General features: G+C 61.3%; 18 protein-coding genes, 1 tRNA gene and 2 pseudogenes. 7 read left to right on the forward strand and 14 right to left on the reverse strand.

The window, feature by feature from the left end; all coding sequences use genetic code 11:
• The first annotated feature begins 49 nt into the window (after positions 1 to 49).
• Entirely contained in the window at positions 50 to 844 is a 795-nt protein-coding gene (locus O148_RS0106020; protein ID WP_026530188.1) for a hypothetical protein, read from the forward strand.
• Between the two features lie 363 nt (positions 845 to 1,207).
• Positions 1,208 to 1,660, forward strand: a pseudogene (locus O148_RS18235) (recombinase family protein); the annotation flags it as partial.
• 26 nt (positions 1,661 to 1,686) lie between these two features.
• Here O148_RS18235 and O148_RS0106030 read toward each other — a convergent pair.
• Complete coding sequence (locus O148_RS0106030; protein ID WP_157374530.1) at positions 1,687 to 1,887, reverse strand: hypothetical protein; 201 nt, start codon at positions 1,885 to 1,887, stop codon at positions 1,687 to 1,689.
• Here O148_RS0106030 and O148_RS18240 point away from each other — a divergent pair.
• Positions 1,820 to 2,023: pseudogene (locus O148_RS18240) on the forward strand (recombinase family protein); the annotation flags it as partial. The gene O148_RS0106030 and the pseudogene O148_RS18240 sit on opposite strands and share 68 nt — an antisense overlap.
• Before the next feature lie 255 nt (positions 2,024 to 2,278).
• Here the strand turns inward: O148_RS18240 and O148_RS0106040 are convergent.
• Positions 2,279 to 2,713, reverse strand: a complete 435-nt coding sequence (locus O148_RS0106040) for a hypothetical protein (protein WP_026530192.1) — start codon at positions 2,711 to 2,713, stop codon at positions 2,279 to 2,281.
• Between the two features lie 250 nt (positions 2,714 to 2,963).
• Positions 2,964 to 3,039 (reverse strand) — tRNA-Ala (locus O148_RS0106045).
• A gap of 210 nt (positions 3,040 to 3,249) precedes the next feature.
• Here O148_RS0106045 and O148_RS15160 point away from each other — a divergent pair.
• Positions 3,250 to 4,620 carry an alpha-L-fucosidase gene (locus tag O148_RS15160; RefSeq protein ID WP_051619913.1) on the forward strand — a complete coding sequence of 457 codons (1,371 nt, stop codon included), beginning with the start codon at positions 3,250 to 3,252 and terminating at the stop codon, positions 4,618 to 4,620.
• On the opposite strand, the gene O148_RS0106055 is transcribed toward O148_RS15160, so the two are convergent.
• A complete protein-coding gene (locus O148_RS0106055; RefSeq protein ID WP_157374532.1) occupies positions 4,593 to 5,903 on the reverse strand; it encodes a sensor histidine kinase in 1,311 nt (436 codons plus the stop codon). The genes O148_RS15160 and O148_RS0106055 overlap by 28 nt on opposite strands.
• A complete protein-coding gene (locus O148_RS0106060; RefSeq protein ID WP_026530194.1) occupies positions 5,885 to 6,079 on the reverse strand; it encodes a hypothetical protein in 195 nt (64 codons plus the stop codon). Before O148_RS0106060 ends, O148_RS0106055 begins: the two co-directional genes overlap by 19 nt.
• 222 nt (positions 6,080 to 6,301) lie before the next feature.
• Between O148_RS0106060 and O148_RS0106065 the strand changes: the two genes are divergently transcribed.
• Complete coding sequence (locus O148_RS0106065) at positions 6,302 to 6,985, forward strand: response regulator (RefSeq protein ID WP_026530195.1); 684 nt, start codon at positions 6,302 to 6,304, stop codon at positions 6,983 to 6,985.
• Here the strand turns inward: O148_RS0106065 and O148_RS0106070 are convergent.
• Genes O148_RS0106070 through O148_RS0106095 form a run of 6 tightly spaced genes read right to left on the reverse strand, consistent with a single transcriptional unit; the run spans position 6,954 to position 11,116 of the window.
• Positions 6,954 to 7,673: an ABC transporter ATP-binding protein gene (locus O148_RS0106070; RefSeq protein ID WP_075204296.1), complete on the reverse strand. Its 720-nt coding sequence runs from the start codon at positions 7,671 to 7,673 to the stop codon at positions 6,954 to 6,956. The two genes, O148_RS0106065 and O148_RS0106070, sit on opposite strands and share 32 nt — an antisense overlap.
• Complete coding sequence (locus tag O148_RS17910) at positions 7,604 to 9,199, reverse strand: hypothetical protein (RefSeq protein WP_026530197.1); 1,596 nt, start codon at positions 9,197 to 9,199, stop codon at positions 7,604 to 7,606. The genes O148_RS0106070 and O148_RS17910 overlap by 70 nt, the downstream gene beginning before the upstream one ends.
• Before the next feature lie 16 nt (positions 9,200 to 9,215).
• A complete protein-coding gene (locus O148_RS0106080; RefSeq protein ID WP_157374534.1) occupies positions 9,216 to 9,602 on the reverse strand; it encodes a hypothetical protein in 387 nt (128 codons plus the stop codon).
• A 58-nt stretch (positions 9,603 to 9,660) separates the two neighbouring features.
• Entirely contained in the window at positions 9,661 to 10,263 is a 603-nt protein-coding gene (locus O148_RS0106085; RefSeq protein ID WP_026530199.1) for a hypothetical protein, read from the reverse strand.
• The gene (locus tag O148_RS0106090) at positions 10,260 to 10,796 is read right to left on the reverse strand and encodes a hypothetical protein (protein WP_169737508.1); all 537 of its coding nucleotides are present in this window, start codon (positions 10,794 to 10,796) and stop codon (positions 10,260 to 10,262) included. The genes O148_RS0106085 and O148_RS0106090 overlap by 4 nt, the downstream gene beginning before the upstream one ends.
• 32 nt (positions 10,797 to 10,828) lie before the next feature.
• Positions 10,829 to 11,116, reverse strand: coding sequence for a hypothetical protein (locus tag O148_RS0106095; protein ID WP_026530201.1), 288 nt, complete (start codon positions 11,114 to 11,116; stop codon positions 10,829 to 10,831).
• Positions 11,117 to 11,305: 189 nt separating this feature from the next.
• On the opposite strand from O148_RS0106095, the gene O148_RS0106100 reads away from it, so the two are divergent.
• Both O148_RS0106100 and O148_RS0106105 read left to right on the forward strand, forming a co-directional pair.
• Positions 11,306 to 12,049, forward strand: coding sequence for an ABC transporter ATP-binding protein (locus O148_RS0106100; protein WP_026530202.1), 744 nt, complete (start codon positions 11,306 to 11,308; stop codon positions 12,047 to 12,049).
• Positions 12,050 to 13,747 (forward strand): DUF6297 family protein, encoded by a 1,698-nt coding sequence (locus tag O148_RS0106105; protein WP_026530203.1) that lies wholly within the window; start codon positions 12,050 to 12,052, stop codon positions 13,745 to 13,747.
• On the opposite strand, the gene O148_RS0106110 is transcribed toward O148_RS0106105, so the two are convergent.
• Genes O148_RS0106110 through O148_RS0106120 form a run of 3 tightly spaced genes read right to left on the reverse strand, consistent with a single transcriptional unit; the run spans position 13,744 to position 17,432 of the window.
• Positions 13,744 to 15,399, reverse strand: a complete 1,656-nt coding sequence (locus O148_RS0106110; protein WP_026530204.1) for an extracellular solute-binding protein — start codon at positions 15,397 to 15,399, stop codon at positions 13,744 to 13,746. The two genes, O148_RS0106105 and O148_RS0106110, sit on opposite strands and share 4 nt — an antisense overlap.
• A gap of 55 nt (positions 15,400 to 15,454) precedes the next feature.
• Positions 15,455 to 16,420, reverse strand: coding sequence for a carbohydrate ABC transporter permease (locus tag O148_RS0106115; RefSeq protein WP_240470805.1), 966 nt, complete (start codon positions 16,418 to 16,420; stop codon positions 15,455 to 15,457).
• A complete protein-coding gene (locus tag O148_RS0106120) occupies positions 16,407 to 17,432 on the reverse strand; it encodes an ABC transporter permease (protein ID WP_240470806.1) in 1,026 nt (341 codons plus the stop codon). The genes O148_RS0106115 and O148_RS0106120 overlap by 14 nt, the downstream gene beginning before the upstream one ends.
• Between the last annotated feature and the right edge of the window lie 81 nt (positions 17,433 to 17,513).

A 17,513-nucleotide genomic window follows, 5' to 3' on the forward strand; every position in this document is an offset into this window, starting at 1 on the left:
GACACCGGGGCAGGGTGAACAACTTTCTTGCTCACCCGACCGACCAGGCATGCCTCGTCCTGTACAAGAAAGTGGAACACCCGACTGGCGACGCTACGAGGTCGCCGCGCGCCGCTTCGGTGAACTCATCGCCTCCGGCATCACCGAGGCGATAGCTGAGAAGCGGGACGTCGACCGAGGAACGGCCCGCTGCATCGCACACGTTCTGGGCCGCAGTCTCGGTCGCCACAGTGCACTGGCGGACTTCGCCCGCACCGGCGAGGGCGACTACGAGACCCTGCGTGAGGAATACCTCCGCCTGCACAACGATGACGGCGTCGCTGCGTCGACGCAGGAACTCATCGACTGGCTCGGCACCCACCTCATCCGCCAGCAGCACCCCGATGCAAGGTCAACGACTTACGTCGAGAGCTACCCGCCCCGGCTGGACAACATCCTCGTCCCGACCGGCGTCGAGGTGGGCGACTGGTACCTGCGCGTCAACATCCCCGGCATCTACAGCGCGAAAGACATCCACGAGTTGACCGAGACCCTTGCGGAGCTCGCTGTCGACAAGGATGCAGCGCTGCGTGCCTACCTCTGCCTGCCGGATACCAACGCGATGAGCGGCGACATCATGGAGGACTTCCACTCGCACTATCTCGGGGTCTTCACGACCACGCAGGAAGCGATCCACGAGCTTGCCGAGGTGGAGGAACGCGAACGCGATGTCTTCACCTACGCCGAGGACCGCCGTCTCGTCATCGAGCAGATGAACCCCGACTACGAGGCACTCCGCGAAGAAGTCGCGGACGCCTTCGACCTTGTCGAGGAGGAGGGCCGGGTCTATGTCTTCCACAAATAGCCGAGCCGTCTCCCGTCGTGATGGGGCGGTGTTCTCGGAGGGCAGACGGAAAGCGATGCGGAATAGTCAACAGCGGCAAAAAGCCTGGTCAGGCGAGGTAAAATGGGGAGGTAAACGGAGAACGCAGCCGATGGCAATTCCTGCTTCGGGCTTGCGCCCCGGCCCGATCAATCTCGGGGCGCCGCTCCCACATCACCGCTCTCTCGAAACGCGAGGCTCTGCTCGCGTCCGGGGGCTGCTCTCACCGGAAGGAGGGCAGTCATGAGCCTGCCTGATACCGACCTCGCGCCGTTCGCCTTCGACGGGATGCCGCCCGCGCTCGCCCCGGTCGAGGAGGAGGACGACGCCCGCACCGATGAGGGCATGGTCTCGTCGCTGCCGACCGGAGCGGTCGACGCACCACCGGGTAGCCGCGCGGTCATCTACCTGCGTGTGTCATCCAAGGGGCAGGTGAACACCGACTACGACCCTGAAGGCATCTCCATCCCAGCGCAGCGCATCTCCTGCCAGCGCAAAGCCGAAGCGCTCGGGCTGACGATTGTGCACGAGTACATTGAGCCGGGCCGGTCAGCAACGGAGATGACCAAGCGCGTCGCCTTCCAGGAGATGCTCGAACGTATCCGCCGCGACCGCGACGTGGACTACGTCATCGTCTACAAGCTCTCCCGCTTCGCCCGTAACCGCACCGATGACGCGATCGTCATGGCCGATCTGCAGAAACGCGGAGTCACCCTGATCTCCGCGACCGAGCAGATCGACGCCACTCCGGTCGGGCAGCTCATGCATGGCATCCTCGCCGCGTTCAACGAATACCGCTCCCGCGAAGACGGGGCAGACATCGCCTACAAGATGAGCCAGAAGGCCAAGAACGGCGGCACCCTCGGCCGCGCACCCATCGGGTATCTCAACGTCACCGAGAACATCGACGGGCGCAAGATCAACACCGTCAAGGTCGATCCCGAACGCGCACCGTTCGTGAAGCTCGCCTTCGAGCTGTACGCCACACGCGACAAGACGTTCCAGGACATCGCAGACGAACTCACCGACCGGGGCCTACGCACCCGGCCCACCCAGCGGCGCCCGGCCGGGCCGATCTCCGACTCGAAGATCCAGCAGATGCTCCGCGACCGCTACTACCTCGGAGAAGTCCGCTACAAGGGCGAGAGCTACCCCGGCCGGCACGAGCCGCTCATCTCCGAGGATCTGTTCAACCAGGTACAACAGCTCACGGACGAACGCGGCTACGCCCGCGAACGCCGTAAACGGCACGACCATTACCTCAAGGGCACCATCTGGTGCGGGCAGTGCCGCCTCGAACAGCACGTCAACCGCCGCATGATCCTCATGCGCACCACCGGCAGGCACGGCAACGCCGACTACGGCTACTTCTTCTGCCGAGGCGTGCAAGACCACGTCTGCGACGCCCCATACTCCTCAATCGACCGCGTCGAGGACGCCGTCGCCGAGCACTACAAGACCATCCGCCTCAGCCCCGCCTTCGTCACCGCCGTGCGCAACCACATCGAATCCGCGCTCAACGACCAGGTCGCCGCGCAGCAACTGCTCCGCAAGAACCTCGAAGACCAACTCGCACAGCTCACCGTCAAAGAAGACAACCTCCTCGACCTCGCCGCCGATAACTCGCTCCCGCAAGAACGCATCCGCCAGCGCCTGCGCGACATCGCCCGTGACCGGCAACGCGTGACCGAGCAACTCAGCCAGGTACACGGCGACCTCTCCAGCGGTCGAGCGTTCCTCGACGCGCATCTGAACCTGCTCGAGAACCCCTACGAGCTGTACCTCCACGCCAGTGAAGTGACCCGACGCAAGCTCAACCAGGCGATCTTCGCCCACGTCTACGTCGCTCACGACGAAGTCATCGGCGACGACATCCGCTCTCCGCTACGGGAACTTCTCGCCGCCGAACGCGGCTGGGAAGCCCTCACAGCGGGCGCAACACCCGAGGCCGCCCGCGCCGCCACCCAAGCCGCGACAGCGCGCCACAGCGGCCCAGAAACGCCAAAAACCGCCCCGAAGGGCGGCCTGGCCGAACTAACAAACCTCTGGCTTGACCTGCCTGGCGGCGTTTACGAGGACGCCAATTGCAGTAAGCCTCTTATGGTGGAGCTAAGGAGAATCGAACTCCTGACCTTTTCATTGCGAACGAAACGCTCTACCAACTGAGCTATAGCCCCGCGCCAATTCCGGTATCCACCACAAGGGCATCACCAAGAACCAACCACACCACTTTAGCAACATTCGCGCCCGAGTTGTTCCCGGCTCCCGCCACACAGGCGAGGCGCGCCGAAAACCCAGCCACTCGCCGTCGTCCATCGCATAAAACCGGTGGCAAAAATTGGCAACCCGCCCTACCGCAATACATCGGATGTTTATACACTGGCCGAATGGCCGCCAAAGAATCCGCCCTGCCCGAATCCCCGCAGCTCGAACCCGACGCCCCCACCCAGCAGCACGCCAACCAAAACACCGACCAACAAGCCAACCTCGCCTGGTTCCGCGAGGCCCGCTTCGGCATGTTCATCCACTTCGGCCTCTACAGCGTCCTCGGCCAGCACGAGTGGGCACTGCAAACCCAGGGCATCCCCTTCCCCGCCTACGAGGCGCTCCGAGCGAACTTCCGCCCCACCCCGGACACCATCCAATCCTGGGTCGACCTCGCGAAAACATCGGGCCAAAAGTACATCGTGCTCACCGCCAAACACCACGACGGTTTCAGCCTCTGGGACACCCAGTACACCGACTACAACAGCCTCAATTCGGCCGCCAATCTTGACGTCGTCAAGGAATTCACCGACCGCGCCCGCGCCGCCGGCCTCAAGGTCGGACTCTATTACTCGCCCGCGGACTGGCACCACCCGGACATCGTCCCCGCCTCCCGCGTCGGCACCCCGGAAGAGCAGCCCACCGACCAACAAGCCCTCGAGCGATTCCGCGAATTTTCCCACGGCCAGGTCCGCGAACTGCTCACTAATTACGGCCAAATCGACGTGCTCTGGTATGACGGCATCCACCCGCTCAACCCCGAGCAATACCGCGCCGAAGAACTCGACGCCATGGTCCGGCAGCTCCAACCCCGCATACTCACCAACAACCGCGGCGGCGTCCCCGGGGACTTCTCCACCCCCGAGGGCACGATTGACCCGGCCGCACCCGGCCGCGGCTGGGAAACGTGCATGACCCTCGGCGGCGCCTGGGGCTACGACGCCTCCAACCCGCCCGGCAAAACCAGCTATGACGTCATCCGCGACCTCGCCGATTGCGCCGCCGGTGACGGCAACTACCTGCTCAACATCGGCCCGCGCGGCGACGGCACCGTCCCGGAGGACCAGGCCCGCACACTCACCGACGCCGGCGCCTGGCTCGCGCGCAACGGCGAGGCCATCTACGGCACCCGCGGCGATAACTTTTCCTTCCACAACTACCTGAAGTACACGCGCCGCGGCACCACGCTGTACGTGATCGTGCACCGGTGGCCCATGCACGACGGCGTTGCCTCCTTTCCCACGGACGCTCACCTTCCAGCCACCACCATTAATATCGGCGGCTTCTCCGGCACCGTGAAGAGCGCAGCATTTCTGGATGGGACACCCATTGATTTTCACCAGGACGAGTTGGCGCTGCGCCTCACCGGCCTGCCTCAGGACGCGCCGGATCCGATCGCTACGGTCATCAAGATCGAGTGCGAAGAGCCGCCAATGATCAACCATTTCCCACTGGCGCGCACCCGTCACCGGTTCGGCGTCAACGCTCTCTGACCGGTGGACTGCTGACCTACACCGGACTTGGCACGTGGACCGCGGGGGAGTGTCATCATGACCGTCCACGTGCGCACACCGGAGACGCCTTTCTGGTCCATCCGGCCAGGGGGCGACAGCCGCGTCTTCACCGACCCGTCCAATGCAACCGCGCGCTCGCGCAGTCCAAGCAAACCGTAGCCGGAATCGCCGATCCCATGGTTCGTGCTCTCGCTCGGAACCACCCCGTTCATCGACGTGATGGTCGTGTCCGCGTCGGTGGCGTTGAGCACAAAGGAAACGGGAACTTTCGGGGCGGCATGCTTGAGAACATTAGTGACGCATTCACGGATAAAGCGTTGCAGTGTCGGTCTGTGCGCCATGGGTATCGCGTCGATCTCGCCCTCAATGGTGACCTCGGAAGCGATCCCGTATCCAGCAAGTGCACTCACCGCATTATCCAGCTCCTCATCGAGACGGACATTGGCAAGCGAGTCCGCCGAGCGCGCTTCCCCGGACTCTTCCCTCATGGTGGCAAGGAGGTTTCGCAAATCGGCGAGGGCGGTACGGGATACGTTCCCAATGTCGTGCAATTCTTCCTGCAGCGCATCAACCGATTGGTTACGCTCCCCCACTCGCGCGCGCACCGCGATGATGGTCAGGTGATGTGCAATGACGTCATGGAGTTCGCGTGCCAGTTCGCTCTTGTGCGCGTTGATGGCATGTTCTCGTGACAGCTCTTCGGCAGAAAGGCGCTGACGGGAGTCCCGCTCCCGCACCGAAATGATGCGGCAGCTCAGCCCGATAAACACCGCGATAAGCCAGATCAGTCCATACACCGGGACGAAGTCCACCAGGCTGACTTCGTTGAACGTAGGCCAACCGAACATCCATGCCAGATACGCCAAGGAAATCGGTATCAGGCTGATCAGCGGCGCCACATAACAGGCCAAAAGCAGGAAGACCGGGAGCAAAAAGGCATAGGCCCCCGGCGAGGTAAAGCTGAAGAGCACGGCGCACTCAAGGACAAACGGGATCCATGCGAACCCCGGGCGCACCGCCAAACACAGGAAACCCGCAAACTCGAGGACCAGGTAGACCACGGTCCACGGCAAGGAATCAAACTGCGCGTCACTCTCATTCGCAACGCGCACGATCGCCAATAGTAATTGCAGTGCCGCCAGCGCGATCAGGACGCCCTTGAGCCGCCCGCCGACCGGTTGCTTAGAGGCAAACCCAGGCGGAAACCTTAGCGACTTCTTGAGCGTGCGTATCGAGTCAGGGTCTATTTGGGGCACAGCCACCCTGCGAGCTTACAAAACATGTCACGCATGTCCATAGGCACAGCAACGCTGGACGCGCTGACCTGATCACCCGACACTCCGCCCGAGCCGCGGGCGTCCGGTGCCATAGGGGTGCTGGTGGCCAGCCCTGCGCTGAGAACGGTTACTGCCAAGGCAACTTTGACGGTGGTGGTCATGAATCTCAACCTTCTGATTGGACGGCAATCGTAGGCGTCGTGGCAACGCCTATCAACAGACTTCCGCATCGAGAAGCGAACACGAAATACCTTTGCATAACTGCGAACTCATCCTTTTGGATGATTGATAGACCGTGACGACCCCGTTTTGGCCTGCGTAGGCTGGAAAACGGGACGCGCCCTGGGGCGCAGGCCAAAGAACAACGAGGATGTGAAAAGAGCATGGCACCAGTCAGCGTCCTAATAGTGGAGGACGAGGCTCTCATTCGACATGCATTGCGGGTCTTCGTGGAACGCGATCCAGAATTGCACGTGGTCGGCGAGGCCGGCGACGGCACCACCGCGATCGCGCAAGCCAGAGCCCTCAAGCCGGACGTGATCTTGATGGATCTGCAACTCCCGCGGATCAATGGGATCGAAGCGACGCGCGCCATCCTGGAGACTCTTCCGGAAACCCGCATCCTCGTTTTGACGGCCTTCCTCACCAATGACTTTGTCATCCCTGCCCTCCAAGCTGGCGCCGCGGGTTACCTCGTCAAGGATGAAGAACCCGAAGTCATTACCAGGGCCATCCACACGATTGTGCGCAACGAGTGTGTCGCGAGCCCTTCGGTGGCAGGTCAACTTGTCGCGCACGTGCAAGAAAGCCCCGGTGATTGGGTTGCCGACCAACAGCAAAGCAAACTTAATGGGCTCAGCGCGGCCGAGGTCGAGGTCCTAGATCTCCTCTGCCAGGGGAAGAGCAATCGGGAAATCGCCAAAGAGCTTTCATTGTCAGAGCCCACCATCAAGCTCCGTCTCTCCCACATTATGGACAAGCTTGGTGCCCGCGACCGGGTGCAGGTGGTCGTGCACGCGTACCAGAACGGATTGGTTACCCCTCCGCAGGCAATGCAGGGGACGTGACGCCGTTCCCCGACGTCGCGGCAGCAAGATCAAAGACCTTCGCCCCGAGGGACAACACTCCATCCGCAGGTGGCCCCTGCTCGTGGTGGGTATAGATAACCGTCGCACCCTCGTGTGCCCAAGCCCTCATTTCCCCGCTCAGTACTTCAGCCGATCCCGCGTCTAGCCCGTTGAAGGGCTCATCTAGGAGATAGACCACGCCGGCCCCGGGGTCACCACGGAACAAGCCACCAAACCCCCCTCCTCCTCCGCTGTTCATCGTATTCAAAATAATGTTGGCCTTTTGCCGATTACCGGCGGACAACTCCGCCACCACAACGTCCACAAATGGCGTGAGCCGATATTGTTCAATCCGGGATTCCAGGCGATGCGCGCTCTCGGGACGTATATGCCCAAACAGCGCCACATGCTGACTCACGGTGAGCTCGGGAAAGAGCGGCGGCTCAGCAGGGACAAAGCGCACCCGACCTCTTACCGCCCCCGAGGCCGGGTCGGCCCCAGCAACACACAGCTCACCGGCAAAGGGTGCCACCAGCCCCGCGCACATCGAAAGAAAGAGTGACTTGCCGCAACCATTTGCCCCCACAATCTGCGTCAGCCCACCAGCGGCATCGAAATTTAGACCAGTAAATATTCTTTTGTGTCCGTATCCTGCCGCGAGTGCTCGCGCGGTAACACCTTCTGACATGGACTCATTACCTTTCGTAGTTCCCGAACGTTCAGCCACAACAACACTGGCAATGGAGCGAGCACCAGTATCGCGGCCGGTCCCGGCAAAAACACAAGCGACTGCGACGCCATGATGAGCACTGGCCCCAAGATCACACCCACCAATCCCGGCTGCACGCTTCCATCCGCTTCTCGCATCGGCCGCGGGTCCCATAATGCCGCCAACTGCATGGCAAGGACCGCGATCGCCGGTGCCACCACCGAAAACACCACTGCCTCCCACCGCTGAATCAGAACGGCCATGCCAAGAAGCAGCGGGATCAGCACCAGGTAGGCCGCCCACAAATAGCCGCCCCAGAAGGTCCACCCAATGCTGGCGATCGAGTCCCCCGCCCGCCAACGCCACCGTGCTGCTGCAAGCCTTGCGCGGATTCCAATGGAGACGCCCAACATCGTGGCCACCAGCACACAGCACAGCGCGCTGAAGCTCACAAAATATCCGACAAGATCCCCGTCAAAGATGGAAATCCACGCGCCGCCGCCCGCGACGAGAACACCGATGCTCAAACCAAGAACCAACCAACCACAAGCCGAAAGCGCCCGGAAGAGCCCGCGCGACGCGACCGCACCGCCCAGGGAGCTCAGGTTAAAAATCGTGGCCATGAACCGCAGGCGCCACCAAATTTCGAGCCACCCCCGGCTCGGCACGGGCCCAAGCTTCAGCCCTTTCGGGGCCTCCGCACAGTCGGCAGGCAGAAATCTAGTTGCCCTGATCGTGGCACGCCGCGAACCTAAGAGACAGATCGCGCCAAGAAGCAGGGCGGACGCGCAGGCGATCGCAAGCAGCGTCCCCGCACCCTCAAGCCACCGCGAAATTTCCGTGATCGGAAGTCCACCTTCTCGAATGCGTCGCCATAGAAGCACGACGGCGATGCCTCCTGATGCCCCACAGCTCGCCACAAGTGCGGCCCGCCAAGGCGAACACACAAATCCACGGCGGGTCACGCGGGGCGGCAGGCTACGCGCGCACACGTAGCAGCATAGGGTTCCGGTGCCGAGTAGCAAGGGGACAATAAACCAACTCGAAGGATCGATAGCGAGGATGGCGCCGAGCGCCAGAGCCCACAGCGGCAGTGTTTTCAGCAATTGCGGAAAGATCACGCGTTGCGTTATCACCGCAGATATCGGGATCCATGCGTGGCGCAGGACGCGCCGATCCTCACTGATCCAGAGTCTGCACCGCGGTCCTGGCGCGGCTCCCACAAGAACAATGCCCACAGTCAGAATGACGAGCATCGGATAGAGGAAACCGTACAACTTCGGCCCATTGTCCACGTCCAGCAATGACCACAGGTCCTGGGCGTGGGAACTCAACCACAGTGTCCCTCCAAAACCAACAATGGTCGCCGCCGGCAGTACCAGCGCATAGAGCGCAGAAGCGATGACAAGACTGTGGAAGAGTGGAAATCCCCATCGGTACCGCCTGGCAAGGATCAGGAATTCAGCTACCAGGAGGAAGCGCAGTGATTGGAGGTAAAGACGCACGGGCGGCTACCCTCGGTCAGCGGGCTTCACCGGGTGCCTGTCCAATTTGGATTGCGGCGGCCGCAATTGCGCACACGATGACCGGCCAACCCAGGACGAACCCGCCGGTATCCGGGATTCTTAGCATGAGAACGCCGGAAATAACCAGTAGAACGCTGGACGCGTACAGGAGAGCACGGCGACCGCGGATAGCTGGCAGAGCTAGTGCCGATGCCAAGAGCCAACTTCCAACGCTCAGCCAACCCAACCAGGCAAAGAGCGGTGTAAAAGCGGCACCAGTGAGCACGGCGATCACAAAGATGATCGAAAAGATTGCGGCCGAGGCCACCCCCAGCAAAAGAAACATGATTCTTGCCGTTTCCCACCGTTGGCCCCGAAGCGCCTGGCTGCTATTTGTCGTCATGGTCTACCTCCATGTAGTGCGCCTGCGTGGCGCTCGGTGATTGTAGATCTTGGAATGTCTAGATGAAGCAGGCCACCGACGCGATGACGATGCTCCCGGCAATTTGCCAAGCTAACATGCCTCTCAAACGCGATCCAGATTTTGCAATCCCTTGACCACCGAAGATGGCAAGCAGCCAATATATGGCGAGCAACGCCGTCGCACTTAAAATCTTGACCGCGACCGGTGTGCCGCCGAGATCGAACGCGAGGTTGGTGACCATCACCAGCACTAACACCACATTGACAAACATGTAGGTGGGGCCGAACGTGTATGCGGTGTGCACGCGGCTGGTGGAACCGGCGCCGCGAAGCCCCTTGTCAACGATGCGGGCCAGAAGTTGAGTGATGAAGACCCCGAACCACACGCACAGTATCAGCGTCACGAATCCGGACATGAGCGCGATACCCGGGAGTTCGCGGGCTGCGGGGCTGTTTTGCTCGTCTATCAATCGTTGCAGTGACGGAAGGAAGAGCACGGCAGCCGCGATGGCGAAGAGCCAAGGAAGCAGACCGAAGACAAGTCGCAAGGCTTGCGAGCGTCCGGTGAGGCGAATATCCACCGAGTCTTCGGCGGATGGCGGGTGGGCGGCTGGTCGAAAACTGATCGGTGTAGCGCTCATGAGTAAGTCACTCCCCAAATGAGTTCGATAACGGCTGCGATACCTAGCAGGCAAGCACCCCACAGAAGTGGTTTTGTACTGTTCCTGATCGCAGAAAAGTATGTGGGCAAAAAGCGGTGTGCGGTCCCAACGCGTAGGGATTGGGTAAGAGGAAGTAGCCCTGCCACCGCAATCAAGGTGAATCCGAGCATTTCTACGGTGGCGAACGGGACATAGCGAAAGAGCCATTCGGGACCCATGACCTCCATGGCCGTTCGTGACATGACCCCGAAAAACAGCGAGATGACCAGAAGGAATACGCCGGAAAATACGCCAAAGGTCACCACTCCGGCCAGCAACGCCGCCGCCGCTAGGGCATTTCGACCAACAATCTCCGCCGCTGCAGCGGCTACGGAGTCATAGGCGCCAACCTCCGCGCGGGGGGCTACGTTGAGTTCGCCACCCACGGCGAAGCCCGCAGCCGCAAGCAGAATAACCGCCGCCAGAACGGGCAGCACCAGGCTGGCTGGCGCTCCCGCAATAGGGAACGCCAACCGGCCAGGCTGCATGGATATAGAGGACATACTCAGGCGATGGCCGCTTTGCGTCCTGCAGTCTTCAGTGCCCACCGGACGGCGGCCAGTCCGATTCCGGCGAAGCCGCCGCTCAGCAGGATTGCGGCAATTGTTGCGGCAGTCGAGCCAGCAATGATGGCGTCGACGACCTTTGTTGCGAGTGCGGCGTTGCCGCCGAGTGCAGCAGCAAGCACTCCGATGGCAGCGGTTCCAAGAATGACGCCGAGGACCGCGATCGAGGAGATGAGGATACTGCTCTTGTGCTTGGACAAACCCGCGGGGGTTGAAATAGCGCTCATAATGCTCGTGACCTTTCTCGATGTGGTGAATCGCCAGACAACTTGCCTGACAACGTTGACGCTACCGATCAGGCACGCGCCGGGCCCCAGCTTTTTGGCTACGCATCTTAACCAAAGGTCTATTGCGCACCGCACAACGCCTACCGTATGGAGCACGCAGGAAATACCCAGCCGTGAAATGCTAAAAGCATGAACGCCCCGGAGCCGCTGATGAGAGCAGAAAACGTCGAGTCCGGCTACGGTTCGCTCACGATCGTCGCCCCCACGAGCTTCACGCTCGCCCCCGGCGAGGCCCTGGCGATCTGCGGGCCCAATGGCTCCGGCAAATCCACTCTGTTGCGCACCTTGATCGGTCGGCAGACGGCGCTTTCCGGTCCCACCTACTTTGCCGACGGACTCCTCGATGAGTCGCGAGCCACGGTACGCCGCGCCCTCGCATCCGTCTTTGACGAGGATGCCTACTTCCCCGAGCTCACCGTGCGCGAGCACCTCGAGATGGTCGCCGCGGCTCACGGCCTCACCGGGCAGGACACGGTGGATCGCGAGTTGGAGTTCTTCGATCTGGTTCCCCTTGCCAACCGCTTTCCCGAGGTGCTTTCTTCTGGCCAACGACGGCGATTCCTCCTTTCTGTCGTATTCCTCCGCCCCTTCGGGTTACTAGTTCTCGATGAACCGGAACAGCGGTTGGATCTCACCATGCGCGCCCGGCTCACCGAGCGCTTGGCTTCCCTTCGCGCCGAAGTTTCTCCGGCGATCTCCGCGCAGCCTCCTGCGCTCCTGTTTGTTACTCATGACCCGCACCTCTTAACCAGCGTCGCCACGCGGGCCCTCTATTTGGAGGACGCCGCTGCTGGCAATGGCATGGCCAGTAGCAAGGCGGTACCGATGACGCCGCGTGAGGCCGCGGAAAGACTGAACCGGGAACTCGCCTAAATGTCCGGGAACGCCACACGCCTGCCGGCACCGACTCGAGACACCACTGCGTTTAACCCCGCTCGCTTCGTGACCGAGCGTGCCCGTGTCAACTCCACTCGCACCGTCGGCGAGCGCCTCTCAGATGTCTACCTCGGCGCGCTGACGCTTCTCACCTTGGGTGCTTACGCATACGGTGTCGCTCTGGGAATCGGCGCCGAACTCACGGTCGGTACCGCTGGACTGCTGAGCGCACCCGTTCTTCCCGATGCTGCTCGGCGTATCACCCCGGCTGGGGTGTCATGGATTGTGCTCCTACTCGTGACGGCCCTCATCATTTCGTGGTGTGCGCGCTTTGGACCGGCAAGTCTGAGCCGGCCGCAAGCGGTGTGGTGGTTACCGCTGCCGATTTCGCGCGCACCGATGCTGTTTCCGAGCGTGCGCGGATTCTTTGCCGCCTGTGCCTTGGTTTATGTGCCGGTTGCGGTGGTTGCCAGCGGCCTCACCTCCGGGTGGCATCTGATTGTGCAATTGTGTGCGGCGGTGCAGGGTGTGGTGTTCGTGGCGGCGCTGGTCGGAACGGCGACGTATCTGCAGTCGCGGGGTTGGCGGGCGAGAACGTTTCGCCGGATATCGGTTCTCACCGCATTGGTGGCAGCCGCCGTCAGCGCAGCGCTCTTCGTGTGGCCCCTACCAAGTCACGCCATGCTGGATCAATCTGGCGGCGTAAGCACATCTGCCACGCCCAGTTGGCTTCAAATCTTGCCACCACTGTGGCCGCTGTTCAATCCGTGGAGTTCGCCGGTGATCGCCGCACTCGCGGTGGTCACTGTGCTCGCATGCGCCGTCTGCGCGGTCTGGGCGTTTCGCACCGCGTTTGCGCACGCGGATGAGTTTAGCGCCGCCGGACTCACCGCGCGTGGCGGAAACCGTGCGCAGATATTCAACGCCGTCTACCTCTTGCGCTTCGATGAGTTGCGCTCGTATCGCGAGCCGGATGACGCCAGCAGGAGATCACCTCGAATCGGAGTTCCGTTTGGCATCCTGGCAAGGCTTGCCCGGCGGCGTTGGTTTCGACACCTCGCGCCCGCGCTGGCCCAGACGCTGGCCGAACTCACCGTATATATGCGCACCCCGCGCATCCTGCTCGCGCTTGCTGCACTGACCCCCGTTCCGATCCTTGTCGCGACGATGGGCCCCTTGGGGTCGCTGATCCTGGTCACCGCCACCGCGCTCGGGTGCGGAGTGGCTATGGCTCACCTCGCGATCGGCCCGTCCTCGCGTCTGGCGATTTCACCCGCGCTCTCGGCGCTCTTTCCATCTTCTGAGGCGCTCGTGAAGGTGAGAAGCGCGCTCGTGGCGAGCATCGCCGTCGTACCCTTCTATGTGGTGATGTGGCTTCCGCTGGTGATTGCCGCGGGACGCAACCCGCTCTTACTGGTTGCGGCCGCGATGGCTGGAATCGGTGTCGCAGCGGCGAGCGTGCGGCTTGCGCTGGCACCGGAGGTCGATCTGACCCAACCCGCAATTCCCACGCCGATGGGCACGGTCCAACGCGGGCTCTGGCGCACCGTGATTCACGGGAACGACGCCGCGGTGATTGCGCAAATTCCGCTCGCGGTGGCGTACCTGTTGGGGCTCGCGTCTCCAGCGCTGTTTGTCATTCAGGCGCTGGCGACTCTCGTCGCGGTATTTCTGGCCGCGCGTCGAGCTACCTAACTGGTTGGAGTCGCTGCGTTGAGCGCGCTCAAGTACTCCTCGCGGATCTTGTCGCCGCCACCGTTACGCCACGCCTTGACGGCATTGTCGAACTCGCTGAACGGTTTACGTCCGGCAATGATGTCGGTGACCGTAGCCCGGAAAGACTCGCCCAGATTTCCACCTTGGCGTACATCGGTGGGCGACTCAATATTGCCGGTCGGGTCCTCGATCGCCATCGGAATCAGCGTGGAGTAGGCCTCGTACAGGGTCTTCGTATCCTCCGGGTATGCAGCGCTGTACAGGAATGGCGCGGGGGCAGCGAGGTAACGCCACGGGACGCCGGTGTTGGCATCGGAGCCCTTGCTGGGAACCGGGTTATTGTTCTCATCCATGGTGTAGTCCTGGCCCTCCACACCGAACGTGTACAACAGGTACTCCGCAGAGCCGAAGGGCGCGGCCATGAAATTCGCGACGCCGAGCGCGGCCTTGATTTTCTCCGGATCATTTTTCTTGAGCGCCACGTTCGAGTACACAATATTGTCCGCATGCGCGATCGGGTCCGAGCCGTCATAGGCGAACGGAATGATGCACTTGAGCGTCTCGTTGCGTCCGGAAACGCGGAAGGACTCGGCGTGCCCTTTCCATCCCGGCAGGCCGTCATAGATCATCGCGACCTGGCCGGTCGCAAAGGCCGAAATCATTTGCGGCTTCGTCCAGGCCTCGGAACCGGGGACGTAGGATCCGTCCTCGCGGAGCTTGATGACGTACTCAACCATCCGCTTGTACTCTTCGGTCTCATACTCTCTGGTGAGCTCGCCGTTTTCGTAGCGCCACTGGTTGGGCAGCTTAAAAATCAGGCGGAAGGGGCTCAGGACGAAGTTGGGGCCGCCGATGGCCCATTGGTTGTTGCCTGTTGACAGCTCTTTGAGCGCGCTGCGGAAGTCATCGGCGTTGGCGACCTTGGAAATGTCGGGGACGCCGACCTTTTCAAAAAGGGTGCCGTTATAGAACCCGGCGCCGCCGGTGATCGGGCGCGGGATGGGCAAAAGATAGAGCGTCCCGTCAAAGACGCCGGTGCGCCAGAATACTTCGGGGATCGCGGCCAAGTTCGGGTAGTCCTTGACTTTGTCTCCGGCCAGGTACTCTTCCAGATTCGCGCACTCCGATTTTAAGAAATCGGTAGCGCCGTCGCCGCCGCCGTAGCTGAAAATGTCCGGGAGCTTGCCCGAGGCTATGTTTGTGGTGAGTTTCTGGTCATAGTCGCTACTCGGCACGGATTGCAGTTCTAGAGTTCCTCCCATGCGCTTATTGATTTCCTGCCACACCGGATTGCGATCCATTTGGTTGGGCGGAGCGCTCGCACTGGCGGCCATGGCAGTCACAGTAGCGCCGTTCAAAAAGGGCTCCGGCACGGTTTGTTTAGGCTCTTTCGGATAGGTGAGGTAGCCCGCAGGAACACCCTGGTCGTTGCCGGGAAGGTCGGCTTGGAGCCCTTCCGGTTCCGTGTAATTCGGCAGGTTGGCGCTCGAGGCACTCGTCACGGTGTTGTTCCGTTGCCCGCACCCGGCGAGCGTTCCGGCACCTAGTACGGCGAGCGCGGACAGACCGAGTCCGCCAAAGAGCGCCTTACGACGGGTGACGCCGTTCTCGATTGTGGTGTTGATCTTCATTGATTCTCTCCTTAGGTTTGGGATGACACCCTGGTGGGCTGCCGCCGGCCAGCGCTTAGCCCTTGATGGCGCCGGTCAGCACTCCCTTGGTGAAGTACTTTTGCAAGAACGGGTAAACGAGCAGGATCGGCACGAGCGATACCACCACCACGGCCATCTGAATGGCTTGGCTTGGCACCACAACCTCGGAATTGAAATTGCCGTCCGCCATAGGTGCGCCGAGCAGCACGTATTCGCGCAGGATCATGGGAAGCGGCCACTTGTCACTCTCCAGATAGAGCAGCGCGCCAAAGTAGGAGTTCCAGAAACCCACCGCGGTAAACAGGGTGATAACCGCAATAACGCCCTTGGAGAGCGGCAAGATGATGCGCCACAGGATAGAGAGGTCGCCGGCGCCGTCGATGCGAGCAGACTCCTTGAGCTCTTCAGGGATGTTCATGAAGAAGGAACGTAATATCACCATGTTGAACGCCGATATGAGCCCGGGGAGAATTAGCGCGGCGTAATTGTTCATGAGGCCTAATGCGTTGACCATCAGGAAGCTCGGGATTAGGCCCGGGCTGAACAGCATGGTGAGCAAAACCGTCATGAGGAAGAACTTGCCTCCCACGAGGTCTCGCTTGCTCAGCCCGTAGGCCATCAGGATGGTTGCCACCACGTGGACTGCGGTGCCGATGACGGTGATAAGTATCGAGCGAATGAGCGCCCCGGATACGGTTCCGCCGGAGAAGATGGCGTAGTACGCGTCCAGGCTGGGACTGTCCGGCCACAACACCAGACCGCCCTTGCGGTTGATTTCCTCGGTGGTGGACAGCGACGTGCCGATCACGAGAACAAACGGGTAGATCGTGACAAAGCAGATGATTGCGATGACCAGGAACTTGCCGACAACCGCGAGCGGATGCGGCTTTTCCATCCACGCCGGACGCACACCGGACTTTCGCAGACCCTCCGGTGTGACCGAGTTGGGCTTGAGGAACCCTGGGACCTTGGGTCCGCCGGGGATTTTAACGGTTGCCACGGGAGTAGATTCCTTCCTGGCCAAAGAGGTGTGCGAGCTTGTTGGCGCCAAGAACCAAGATGGTGCCGATGACGCCCTTGACGAGACCAACCGCCGTGGCCATACCCCAGTTGCCGCCCTGAATACCGTTGAAGTACACGTAGGTGTCCAGCACGTCGCCGGCTTCCGCGCCGACGAAGGGGCGTTGCAAAATGATTTGTTCGAAGCCCACCGAGAGGATGCCGCCGAGGTTCAGGATGAGCAGCAGAATGACTACCGGCAAGATGCCGGGCAGTGTGACCGTCCAGAACCGCCACCACTTATTTGCCCCGTCAATGGCGGCTGCTTCATATAAGTTCGGGTCGATGTTGAGCAGTGCCGCCAAGAAGATGATGGTGCCCCAACCGGTGTCTTTCCAGATGGTTTGCAACGTGAGCATGAACGGGTAGAACTCGGGGCTGTTCATGATGTTGGGCCGCCCCCATCCCCATTGGTCGAAGAGCGTGGGGATAAGACCCGTTGCGCCGAAGATCTGCACAAAGATCGAGACGATAATGACCCAGCCGATGAAGTGGGGCAGGTACACCACCGATTGCACGAACCGTTTGAACTTGGAAGAGAGAATCGAATTCAGCAGTAGCGCCAAGATGATCGGAAGCGGAAAGAACAGCACTAGTTGTAAAAACGTGATGACCAGTGTGTTGCGCAGCGCGGCCCAAAATAACGGGTCATCCAACATACCGGTGAAGTTCTCCAAGCCCACCCAGGCGGAGTCGATGAACCCCAGGTAAGGCTTGTAGTCCTCAAAAGCGACGATGTTGCCCAGCAGCGGGATGTAGTGGAAGACCACGAAGAAGAGGAATCCTGGTAGCACCAACAGGAGCATGATCTTGTCCCGTTTGATGCGCTCCCAAAGGCTCTTCTTGGGATTTGGCTTCGGGGCGCCTTTGTTCGCAGCGCTCGCGGCGCCATCCTCCGCACGGGCCCGATCCTCTGTTTCGGCCTTTGTCCCGGTGGGCAACACGTGCGTCACTCTTTCTCCTCCGCTCGGTTGAAAGCGCGTTGTTGCGAGTCCGGCTTCGTGAACTCGGTAGACGTCAGATGTGAAACGATT

The organism is Haematomicrobium sanguinis DSM 21259, from assembly GCF_000688395.1.
In the GTDB taxonomy this organism is placed as follows: domain Bacteria; phylum Actinomycetota; class Actinomycetes; order Actinomycetales; family Micrococcaceae; genus Haematomicrobium; species Haematomicrobium sanguinis.

Coding starts and splice junctions, on each gene's coding strand:
- O148_RS0106020 (WP_026530188.1), top strand. CDS start 50: ATGCCTCGTCCTGTACAAGAAAGTGGAACACCCGACTGGCGACGCTAC.
- O148_RS15160 (WP_051619913.1), top strand. CDS start 3,250: ATGGCCGCCAAAGAATCCGCCCTGCCCGAATCCCCGCAGCTCGAACCC.
- O148_RS0106060 (WP_026530194.1), bottom strand. CDS start 6,079: ATGACCACCACCGTCAAAGTTGCCTTGGCAGTAACCGTTCTCAGCGCA.
- O148_RS0106065 (WP_026530195.1), top strand. CDS start 6,302: ATGGCACCAGTCAGCGTCCTAATAGTGGAGGACGAGGCTCTCATTCGA.
- O148_RS0106070 (WP_075204296.1), bottom strand. CDS start 7,673: ATGTCAGAAGGTGTTACCGCGCGAGCACTCGCGGCAGGATACGGACAC.
- O148_RS0106080 (WP_157374534.1), bottom strand. CDS start 9,602: ATGACGACAAATAGCAGCCAGGCGCTTCGGGGCCAACGGTGGGAAACG.
- O148_RS0106085 (WP_026530199.1), bottom strand. CDS start 10,263: ATGAGCGCTACACCGATCAGTTTTCGACCAGCCGCCCACCCGCCATCC.
- O148_RS0106095 (WP_026530201.1), bottom strand. CDS start 11,116: ATGAGCGCTATTTCAACCCCCGCGGGTTTGTCCAAGCACAAGAGCAGT.
- O148_RS0106100 (WP_026530202.1), top strand. CDS start 11,306: ATGAACGCCCCGGAGCCGCTGATGAGAGCAGAAAACGTCGAGTCCGGC.
- O148_RS0106105 (WP_026530203.1), top strand. CDS start 12,050: ATGTCCGGGAACGCCACACGCCTGCCGGCACCGACTCGAGACACCACT.
- O148_RS0106110 (WP_026530204.1), bottom strand. CDS start 15,399: ATGAAGATCAACACCACAATCGAGAACGGCGTCACCCGTCGTAAGGCG.